Annotated in this window: 3 protein-coding genes and 3 pseudogenes; 4 read left to right on the plus strand and 2 right to left on the minus strand. The window is 69.3% G+C overall.

Annotation, left to right across the window (positions count from 1 at the left end; genetic code table 11):
* Positions 1-488 precede the first annotated feature (488 nt).
* A complete protein-coding gene (locus ACFU5F_RS41235) occupies positions 489-2,864 on the plus strand; it encodes an Orn/Lys/Arg decarboxylase N-terminal domain-containing protein (protein ID WP_383898692.1) in 2,376 nt (791 codons plus the stop codon).
* Positions 2,865-2,872: 8 nt separating this feature from the next.
* Here the strand turns inward: ACFU5F_RS41235 and ACFU5F_RS41240 are convergent.
* Positions 2,873-3,998, minus strand: a pseudogene (locus ACFU5F_RS41240) (sensor histidine kinase); the annotation flags it as partial.
* Positions 3,999-4,275: 277 nt separating this feature from the next.
* Between ACFU5F_RS41240 and ACFU5F_RS41245 the strand changes: the two are divergent.
* Positions 4,276-4,623 (plus strand): annotated as a pseudogene (locus ACFU5F_RS41245) (IS701 family transposase); the annotation flags it as partial.
* Positions 4,624-4,941: 318 nt separating this feature from the next.
* On the opposite strand, the gene ACFU5F_RS41250 reads toward ACFU5F_RS41245, so the two are convergent.
* Positions 4,942-6,972, minus strand: a complete 2,031-nt coding sequence (locus tag ACFU5F_RS41250) for a flavin monoamine oxidase family protein (RefSeq protein ID WP_383898688.1) — start codon at positions 6,970-6,972, stop codon at positions 4,942-4,944.
* A gap of 293 nt (positions 6,973-7,265) precedes the next feature.
* Here ACFU5F_RS41250 and ACFU5F_RS41255 point away from each other — a divergent pair, with 293 nt between their 5' ends.
* Together ACFU5F_RS41255 and ACFU5F_RS41260 are read left to right on the plus strand one after the other, a co-directional pair.
* The gene (locus ACFU5F_RS41255) at positions 7,266-9,158 is read left to right on the plus strand and encodes an NAD-binding protein (RefSeq protein ID WP_383898690.1); all 1,893 of its coding nucleotides are present in this window, start codon (positions 7,266-7,268) and stop codon (positions 9,156-9,158) included.
* 543 nt (positions 9,159-9,701) lie between these two features.
* Positions 9,702-9,841 (plus strand): annotated as a pseudogene (locus ACFU5F_RS41260) (hypothetical protein); the annotation flags it as partial.

A 9,841-nucleotide genomic window follows, 5' to 3' on the forward strand; every position in this document is an offset into this window, starting at 1 on the left:
AACGACGGCCCCATTTCGGTGCCGCGCCTGGAGCGCAGCACCACCTGGCCCGCGTCGACGGAGACGAGAGCCCGAAATCCGTCCCACTTCGGCTCGCCCGCCCAGCTCGGCCGCAGATCGGGCCCGGGCACGGGCGTGGTCAGCATCGGTTCCGGCAGCGTCCACGTCACACCAGATGCCTTCCCCCGGCCTTTGTTGCTGTCCTCCTGCGCCTCGCCGTGACAACCCTGGCCGACGCAGGGTGTGTCAATTTTTTACACTCCCAGCACGGCCGCGGTGATCGCCTTCCAGTCGTCGGCCTGGGGTGATTGATGCGCAAGGCCGTTGATCAGGTACTTCACCCGGGCCAAACGCACCTTGGTGATACGTCAAAGAGCGGTCCGCGCTGCCACCCGTTGGGGTTGTTTGACCGGCCATTGGACGATCATGCGCGCGGAGGCCGCGAACACTGGTCGCAGGTGGCGCGTGCCACCAGGCAAGGGGGCGGCATGGCCGAGGGCACGGTTTTGGTGGCGGTGACAGAGCATCCGGAGGCTGGAGGCGCCACTGCTGGGCAGTTGACGCGCATCGCCGACGGGATCCGGTCGACGGGCTTGCAGGTCCGGTGGGTGGTGAGCGTCTCGGACGCTGAGGCGGTGCTCAGGACGGAGGCCGGTCTGGCTGCTGCGGTGGTGGCCTGGGATCTTCTGCCCGGAGCTGAGGACGGGCCGGGTGGCGCGATGGTTCTGCGCCGAATCGGACGCCGGTTCCAGAATCTGCCGGTGTTCCTGGTCATGGCGGGCGAGGGGTTGCATGAGTTGCCGCTGTGGGTGTCGCAGTCGGTGGTGGGTTATGTGTGGCCGTTGGAGGACACGCCTGCGTTCATCTCGGGGCGGATCTCCACCGCCGCGCGTGCTTACCAGGACGCCTTGCTCCCGCCGTTCTTCAAGGCGCTGCGGCGCTTCGACGACGCGCACGAGTACTCGTGGCATACCCCGGCGCACTCCGGCGGTGTCGCCTTTCTGAAGTCGCCCGTGGGCCGGGCCTTTCACGACTACTTCGGGGAGCGGCTGCTGCGCAGCGACCTCTCGATCTCGGTGGAGGAGCTCGGCTCCCTGTTCGAGCACACCGGACCGATCGGCGAGGCGGAACGCAACGCCGCGCGGGTCTTCGGCTCCGACCGTACGTACTTCGTCCTGCACGGCGACTCCACCTGCAACCGTCTGGTCGGCCACTTCAGTGTGACTCGAGATGAAATCGCCCTGGTGGACCGCAACTGTCACAAGTCGGTCCTGCAAGGCCTGGTCGTCTCCGGAGCCCGACCGGTGTACCTGGTCCCGACCCGCAACGGCTACGGGCTTGCCGGACCGCTGCCTCCGGCCGAGATCGCGGCGGACTCGGTGGCGGCGCGGATTGCGATGAGCCCTCTCACAGCGGGCGCGGTGTCGTCGCGTCCCCAGTACGCGGTGTTCACCAACTCCACGTACGACGGCCTGTGCTACGACGCGTCGGCGGCGGCCCGGGCCTTCGCAGCCAGCACCCCCCGGCTGCACTTCGACGAGGCGTGGTTCGCGTACGCCCGCTTCCATCCGCTCTACGCGGGGCGCTACGGCATGTCGGTGGACGAGAAGGCCTTCACCGGCCCCGACCGGCCCACGGTCTTCGCGACCCAGTCCACCCACAAACTGCTGGCCGCGTTGTCGCAGGGCGCCATGGTCCACGTCCGGCCCGCCCCGCGGGCGCCGGTGGAGCACGACCGGTTCAACGAAGCGCTCATGATGCACGGCACCACGTCCCCGCTGTATCCGATGATCGCCTCATTGGACGTGGCGACCGCGATGATGGACGGTCCGCAAGGGCAGTGGCTGATCGACGAGGCGATCTCGGAGGCGGTCCGGTTCCGCCAGGAGATGGTGCGGATCGGACGGCGGATCAAGGCCGCCGGGGACCGGCCCCCTTGGTTCTTCGGAGTGTGGCAGCCGGATGAGGTGACTGACCCCGCGAGCGGGACGCGGCTGCCGTTCGACGAGGCTCCGGCGGACTTGCTGCGGACCGAGGCATCCTGCTGGCACCTCGCATCCGACGCGGACTGGCACGGCTTCCCCGGCCTGGCCGACGGCTACTGCATGCTCGACCCGATCAAGGTCACCCTGACCTGCCCGGGGCTCGACGCGATCGGTGTGATGTCCGAGTGGGGCATCCCGGCACGCATCCTCACCGCCTATCTGACCACGCGCGGCATCGTCGTGGAGAAGACCGACAGCTACACCACGCTGGTGCTGTTCTCCATGGGCATCACCAAGGGCAAATGGGGCACACTTCTGGACGCCCTGATGGACTTCAAGGACCTCTACGACGGTGACGCCCCGCTGGACCGCGTGCTGCCCGCCCTGGTCGCCGAGCACCCGCGACGCCACACAGGGCGCAGTCTGCGCGACCTGTGCCAGGAGATGCACGAGCACTTGCGCGATGCCTGCCTGGTTGAACTACTCGACCAAGCCTTCCAGCAGCTCCCGGAGCCGGTCGCCCCGCCCCAGCTTTGCTACGAGCGCCTAATTCGCGGCGGCACAGAACGGATCCGTCTGGGGGACGCGCCGGGCCGCATCGCCGCGGCGATGGTCACAGTGACGCCGCCCGGCATCCCGGTCCTCATGCCTGGCGAAAGCATCGGGGAGGAAGACGGGCCTCTCCTTCGCTACCTCAGCGCCCTGGAGTCCTTCGACCGCCACTTCCCCGGCTTCGGCAGCGAGACGCACGGAGTGACCCGTTGCCCCGACAGCGGCGACTACCTGATCGAGTGCCTGCGCCCGGACGAGCAGGAAGAGCCTGGCGCCATCACGCCGGCGCAGCGACGGAGGGCGCAGAGCGCCAAGACGATGGGTTGAGTCCTCGGTCACTGGTCGGCCGAGGGACGGATGGCGTCCCGCGCGGCAGCCGTCGGCCGTGCCTCACACCGCCGCACCTCATGCCGCGCCCCGCACGGGGTTCGCCGGTCCGTGTGCTGGGGCCGGGGCAGTCCGAGGGTGAAGACGCACCCCTTGCCGGGCTCACTGTCGACGGTGACGGTTCCCTCGTGTGCCTTGACGAACTGGCGGACGATCGACAGGCCCAGCCCACTGCCGCCGGTGCGTCTGCTGCGGGACTTCTCGGCCCGCCAGAAACGCTCGAAGACATGGGGGAGGTCATCGGCGGCGATGCCGCTGCCCGTGTCCTCCACGGTGAGGACGGCCAGGTCACCGTCCTGACGGGCGGTGAGGGTGACAGTGCCGCCCGCCGGGGTGTGCCGGAGCGCGTTGGAGGTCAGGTTGCCCAGGACCTGCCGCATCCTCACCGGGTCGGCGTCCAGGACGAGGCCGGGATCGGTGTGGGTGCGCAGGCGGATGTCCGAGGACTCCGCCCGGGTGCGGTGGGCCGATACCGTCTGGGCGACGAGGTCGTCGGCGCGTACGGGTTCACGGTGCAGTGCCAGGGTGCCGGCGTCGGCGGCGGCGAGGTCCTGCAGATCGTCGATGATGTGCTGCAGGAGGAGTGCTTCGTCGTGCAGGGAGGCGATGAGTTCCGGGTCCGGCTCGACGAGCCCGTCGCGGGTGACCTCGAGCCAGCCGCGGATGTTGGTCAGCGGGGTCCGCAGCTCGTGGGCGATGTCGCTGACCATGGCCTTGCGTTGGGTCTCCAGCTGTTGGCGGCGTGCGGTGAGGTTGTTGAAGGCGGCGGCCAGGTAGCCGGTCTCGTCCTTGGTGGTGATCGCGACGCGTGTGTGCCGCTGCGGCGGCTGCTGGGCCGCGGCCGTCAGGGCTCGCAGGGGGGGCGGACGAGGCGGATGGCGACCACGGTGGTCATGGCGACGGTGACGATCAGGACCAGCCCCGCGACGCCGACGATCTTGGCCTTGTTGGCGGGGGAGAGGTCGAAGCCCACGGCTGTTGGCCGAGGGCGCCCAGATAGAGCCGCGCTCTGGGCGCGACGTGCGGGTCGAGTTGGGTGCGGCGCGCGTCCTCGACACAGTTCTGTGTCCGCTGGCTGCCACCGAGCAGGCGGCCGGAGTCCTTGGCCGCGGCGGTGAAGCCGGGTGTGACGTCGACTCCGATGCCGGCCAGGGGGTTGGCCGCCTTCCCGCCGACGGGGCGGCAGCACGGAACGGTCAGGAGGGGTATGTGCGGGCGACTCGACAGAGGAGGGATTGGGGGAGACAGCATCTCGGGTGCTACGTCGTCCATGGTCGGCGAAGAACCCCTCCCACACCCCATCGCGGGGCGTTGAGGGGATGTCTTGATCTTCCAGTTGGGGGCAGGCGTACTTGCCAACTTCCTTGCCTACGCTCCCTTGGAGACCACGGTGGCCGACCAGGTGCGGGTCGCCGGGATGCGCTGGCAGATCGAGGAGTGCTTCCAGGCTGCGAAGAACGAGTACGGCCTCGACGAGTACGAAGTCCGCCGTTACCCGGGCGGGTATCGGCACATCACCCTGGCCATGCTCGCCCACGCCTACCTCGCGGTCGTGGCCGCCGATGCTGCGGCAAAGGGGGCTGCAGAAACGCTTCCGCCACCCTGGCCCCCCTCACCCTGGCGGAGGTGCGCAGGCTCCTGGCGTTGTACCTCGCTCCGAACCGCCGAGTCGGCCGGCCGGTTCGCGCACACGTATTGACCTGGTCACGTTGGCGCCGCAGGCGCCAGGCAGCACCGCCACTGCCATTACCAGCGGCGGCTCCATTCGGTGGAGTGGTGCTCGGCGAAGACTCCACCGAGCACCACTCCACCGAGCACCACTCTCCCCAACTACACTCCCGACGGCCCTTGACCAGCCCAGATAGCAAAGTGGCGTGAAGCGGCTCTGTGACGGTACTGAGAGTTGGGCATCGCCGGGATGCGGCTGCGCAAGTGCCAGGCCACCGCTGTGCCCCGACTGTCCGCCACCCCGTGTTGGACCTGCTTCGGCGACTTCGCTGCTGCACACCAAGTGCGCTCAGAAGGCAGGCTGCCCATCAGATCGCGAGGTGTGGACCTCCAGTGCGGCGCGAACCGCCGATTCCAGGGCGCCCTCGATCCAGGCAGGCTTGAGGGAGGTGTGGTCACCAGCGAAGTGCAGCGGGCCTTCGGGCAGGGGAATGGAGGGCAGCAACTCGGTGTGCTGGCCAGGCAGTAGTACGGATGCCTCTCCGTAGGCGTAGGGGTCGCGCAGCCAGCTCTGGGTGCGTCCGGCGCCGGTGTAGAAGACCTCGACACGCTGGCCGTAGACCTGCTGCAGTCCGCACAGGGCGTGCGGATAGCGGGCCTCGTCGTCCAGGGAGTCCCAGCGAAGTGCGTCGTCGGCCCAGCTGTAGGAGGCCAGTACCACCCCGCCGGAGCTGCCGGGCACCGGGTGGGAGGGGTTATACATGAACCGGTTGGCGCTGTCGGACACCGAGCCGCCGCCCACGACGTGTGCGGCCTGAGGCTGGTCGCGGGAGACGGCACGGTTGGCGGAGTAGTGGGTGCGTTGGCCTGCGGTGATGTGGCCGCCCGGCACGGAGGGATGGACGCCGAGCAGGCTGCCGTCGGCGGGTGTGCGGCCGGTGCGGTAGGCGTCGTACAGCTTCGGGTCGATCCGTCCCAGCTCGCGTTTCCAGTCGGCTTCCGTGAACTCCCACCAACGGCGGCTGAACTCCAGGAGCACCTTCGTGGCGCTGTCGTAGTGCAGTTCCGCGACCGCGCGGCGCTTGCGGTACGACATCAGGGGGCTGATCTGTACGTGCCGCAGACCGGAGAAGGGCACGGTGACCACGGCCGCGTCGGCGGTGAACTGCTCGCGCACGACCGGGCCGTCGCGCCCTTCGGAGACCGTGTCCACCCACACCCGAGGGCCCTTGCCGCCGACGTGCGGGGTGTCGGAGGAAGGACGGTCAGGATCGTGGTACTCGACGCGGGTGACCCGGCGGTCGAACCGGACCGTCTCGCGTACCTGCGCCAGCAGCGCGTCCGGCAGCACCGCCGTGCCGCCCTCCAGCTCCCAGAAGGCGGTGTCGGGGCTGATGAGGGAGGAGCCGATGAAGCTGTGGATGAACGACAGGGGCAGGCGTGACGTGAGGTTCTCCAGGGTGCCGATCAGGTCGACCGTGCGCTCGTCCAGCCCGGCGTGCTCGGTCAGTAAGCGGAACATCGACCAGTCGCCGAATCGCTGGATGACCCTGGCCCAGCCCCGCACCCGTTCCGGCAGCGGCTTGTCGACCCGCTTGCCGCCGGCGTCCACTGTGCTGAACTCGTCGCGCACCGGATCCAGCACCGACCGAAGGATGGCTGCGGCGGGAGTATCCCAGCGGGCGCGCGGCACGCCGAACGACCGGTTGATGCGGCGGGGCGCCCGGGCGTAGTCCACCCGCCGCATCCGGATGCCGTTGACGTAGATCCAGGTGCGGTTGGCGGGCTGGCCGTCACCGTCGACGTCAACGTAGTGGAAACGCCGTTTCTTGAGGTTCAGTTGGTTGATGAGACCCATCACCAGAGGGTGGCTGGAGGGCAGGCGCATGGCGCCCGCCTCGGCGTACTGGCGGGGGTCGGCGAAAGGCTGAGCTGCCCGTTCGTGCCCGCCGCGGCGGAAGGTCTTGATGCGTCCGCCCGCCCGGTTGCCGTTCGCCTCGAGAACGGTCACGTGGTGGCCCGCCCGCTTCAGCAGCAACGCCGTCACCAGACCAGCCGGGCCGGCGCCGACGACGAGGACCTTCTTGGGCTTGGCCGACCGCTGAGCAGGCAGTCCGTCCTTGAGCACCCGCTCGTAGCGTGGGACCAAAGGCCGGTCGTTGTCGTCCACGACCAGTAGGGCCCCTGCCACAGCCAGGCACCTGTCGAAGTCCGTGCCCCGGGTGGGCGCCGGTGCGGCCGGGACGGCCTGTACGGGCATTGCCGAGGCAGGCGCGCCACCAGCCAGAGTCGTGGCCGCCGCAGCCATTCCCGCTGCCGTTGCGAAGCTGCGCCTGGACAGGTCCGAACCTGCCACGACGTCTTCGTGATCTCCAGTCATGACGCACTTGTACCGGTCCGCCGACCCGGCCCGCCCATTTGCGTCGCGGCGTTGCCCCGAACGAGCGATGCCGAGGTCGAACCGCTGACGCCGGGTCGGAAGGCCGCACAGCCGCGCACCTCGGCGACGTCCCCGAAGGGATGAAAAACAGGCGGTGATTCGCGTGTCACGGTCGCCTCGTCGGCACACTTCCGTGTGGCCGTGGCCGTGGGCGGTCGGTGGGGGAGCAGCGGGGCAAACCGGAGCGGCACGGCCTATGCCGTGGGAACTCGGCGGAACAGGAGGGGGCAGGCGTGGGACGAAGGGCCGAACTCACAGGCAGGGCACGCTACTGGTTCGACACCACTTTGGCCCGGGGGACCTCCGCGCTCGTCGGCTGGCTTGCTATGGGCTGCCTCGTAGTCGTCCTTCCGGCGAGCGCCGTGCTGGTGTGGACGGACCCACATGCGCCGGCGTCCCGGTCGGAGAGGCTGGCAGAGATCTGGCGTCTCACCGGTGAGACGCTGCGGCTCGGCGGAGCGACAGGCCCGCTTCTGCGCGTGCTGCTGTCGGTACTGCTCGCCCTGGTCGCCCTGGTGTACGTGTCCACTCTCGTCGGCCTGATCACCACCGGACTCACTGAGCGGCTCACCGCACTGCGGCGGGGCCGCTCTACCGTTCTCGAGCAGGGACATTCGGTGGTGCTGGGCTGGTCCGAGCAGGTGTTCACGGTGGTGAGCGAGCTAGTGGCCGCCAACGCCAACCAGCGGTACGGCGCGGTGGCCGTGCTGGCGGACCGGAACAAGACCACCATGGAGGAGGCCTTCAGGAGCAAGGTGGGGGCGACCGGCCGCACCCGGCTGATCTGCCGTAGCGGTCCCCCCACCGATCCCGCCCTGCTCGCCCTGACCAACCCCGGCGCGGCCAGCGCCGTGCTGGTACTGCCCCACGACGATCCGTCGGGGGACCCGGAAGTGGTCAAGACGCTGTTGGCGCTGCGGTCCGCACTCGGCCAGGGGGAAGGGCCGCCCGTCGTCGCCGCCGTCAGAGACGACCGGTATCGGCTGGCGGCCACCCTCGCCGCCGGATCGCGCGGCATCGTCCTGGAGAGCGACGCGATCACCGCCCGGCTGATCGTGCAGTCCGCCCGCCGTCCCGGACTGTCCCTGGTGTACCGCGACCTCCTGGACTTCGCCGGAGACGAGTTCTACCTAGCCTTCGATCCAGCCCTGACCGGCCGCTCCTTCGGCGACACGCTGCTGGCCTACGCCACCTCCAGCGTGGTCGGTCTGCTGCGCGACGGCAGGCCCTTGCTCAGCCCGCCGCCGCAGACCCTGATCGGCCCCGGAGACCGGCTGATCGTCATCACGCGGGACGACGACACCGCACGGCTCAGCGACTGCTCCGGGCTGGTCGACGAGTCGGTGATGACGCCCTGGCGGTCGGCGAACGCCCGGCCCGAACGGCGCCTGATCCTCGGATGGAACCGGCGGGCCTCGCTCATTGTCGAACAGTTGGGCCGGTCCGCCGCGCACGGTTCGGTCATTGCCGTGGTGGCGGACCGGGACGAGGTGACAGCCGAACAGGTCAGGGGCATCGGTACACACTCCGCACCTCGCCTGACCGTCACGTTCCGGCCTGGAGACATCACCCGGCCCGAGACGCTTCGATGTCTGGAGATCGACTCGTACGACAGCGTTGTCGTGCTCGGCCCGGACCCCGTGGCGGGACAGCAGCCGGACGAGGCCGACAACCGGACCCTCGTCACGCTCCTCGTTCTGCAACTACTGGAACGGCAGACGGGACGGGAGCTGCCGGTGGTCACCGAGATGACAGACGACCGCAATCGGACGCTCGCGCCCGTCAGCCCCGGAGCGGATGTGATCATCAGTGGAAAACTCATCGGCTTGCTCATGGCCCAGATTTCCCAGAACCGGCACCTTGCCGCCGTGTTCGAGGAACTGTTCTCTCCTACCGGCAGTCAGGTCCACCTGCGGCCGGCGTCGTCGTACGTCCTGCCCGGCTGTGAGGCGTCCTTCGCCACGGTCGTCGCAGCCGCGCAGCGGCGCAGCGAATGCGCCATCGGCTACCGCCGCCACGACCGGGCCATGGCCGTTCCCGACCACGGAGTGCGCATCAACCCGGACAAGAACGAGCGACGCTGCTGGACCGGCCGTGACGAGGTGGTCGTGATCGCGCAGGACTGACACACCCTCTCAGAGGTCGTTCTGCTTCGAACCTCGTGCGCGGATTCTGCTGGTCGGCATGAGATCGCATGTGTGGCGGGAGGTTCGGTCCGTTCCTGGCCGAGATGTCGTGGGGTGGCGGATGCCGTCGATGCGGGCGGTTCGGATAGCGCGGCAGAAGACCGCGGCAGTGCGGGTGGACGAACTCGAAGCGGAGCTGGAGCGGGTGCGGACGGCTCTGGCGGAGCGGACGAGGTGCTCAGGTTCCATGCGCCCGCCGTGGTATGAGGTCTCGCATGGAAGCCGGTGGGGCGAGGGCGGTGCCTCACCGCCAGGCCGGGGCCGGGACCGAGGTGTTATCAGTGGACCATTCGCTGGTGTCCGTGCGCCGTTGGTGGTCACGGACCCAGACGTCGGCCGCGGCGCAGGAGCCGGGTTACGTGTCGCCGCCGCCCCTGCTCCTGCGCCCCGAAGGCCCCCGGAGAGAGCGGGTGCGGCTGCCAGGCGTCCGCCGACCCGCTGAATATCAGCGGCACGGGCCGTCGGTAGGCTCACCGACCGATCATGACTGTCGCTCGTTCCGTTGCCTGTTCGTCGTCGCCGCCCTCTTCGAAATCGGTGGCGCCCGGCTGCTCTGGCAGGGCATCCGCGGGCACAGGGGCTGGATCTGGATCGGTGCCGGCGTCATCGCCCTCGGCATCTTC

The sequence above is a fragment of the Streptomyces sp. NPDC057438 genome (genome assembly GCF_042802995.1).
In the GTDB taxonomy this organism is placed as follows: Bacteria; Actinomycetota; Actinomycetes; order Streptomycetales; family Streptomycetaceae; genus Streptomyces.

Bases quoted from the DNA above. Each gene is read 5' to 3' on its own strand.
- ACFU5F_RS41235 (WP_383898692.1), top strand. From the start codon at position 489: ATGGCCGAGGGCACGGTTTTGGTGGCGGTGACAGAGCATCCGGAGGCT.
- ACFU5F_RS41250 (WP_383898688.1), bottom strand. From the start codon at position 6,972: ATGACTGGAGATCACGAAGACGTCGTGGCAGGTTCGGACCTGTCCAGG.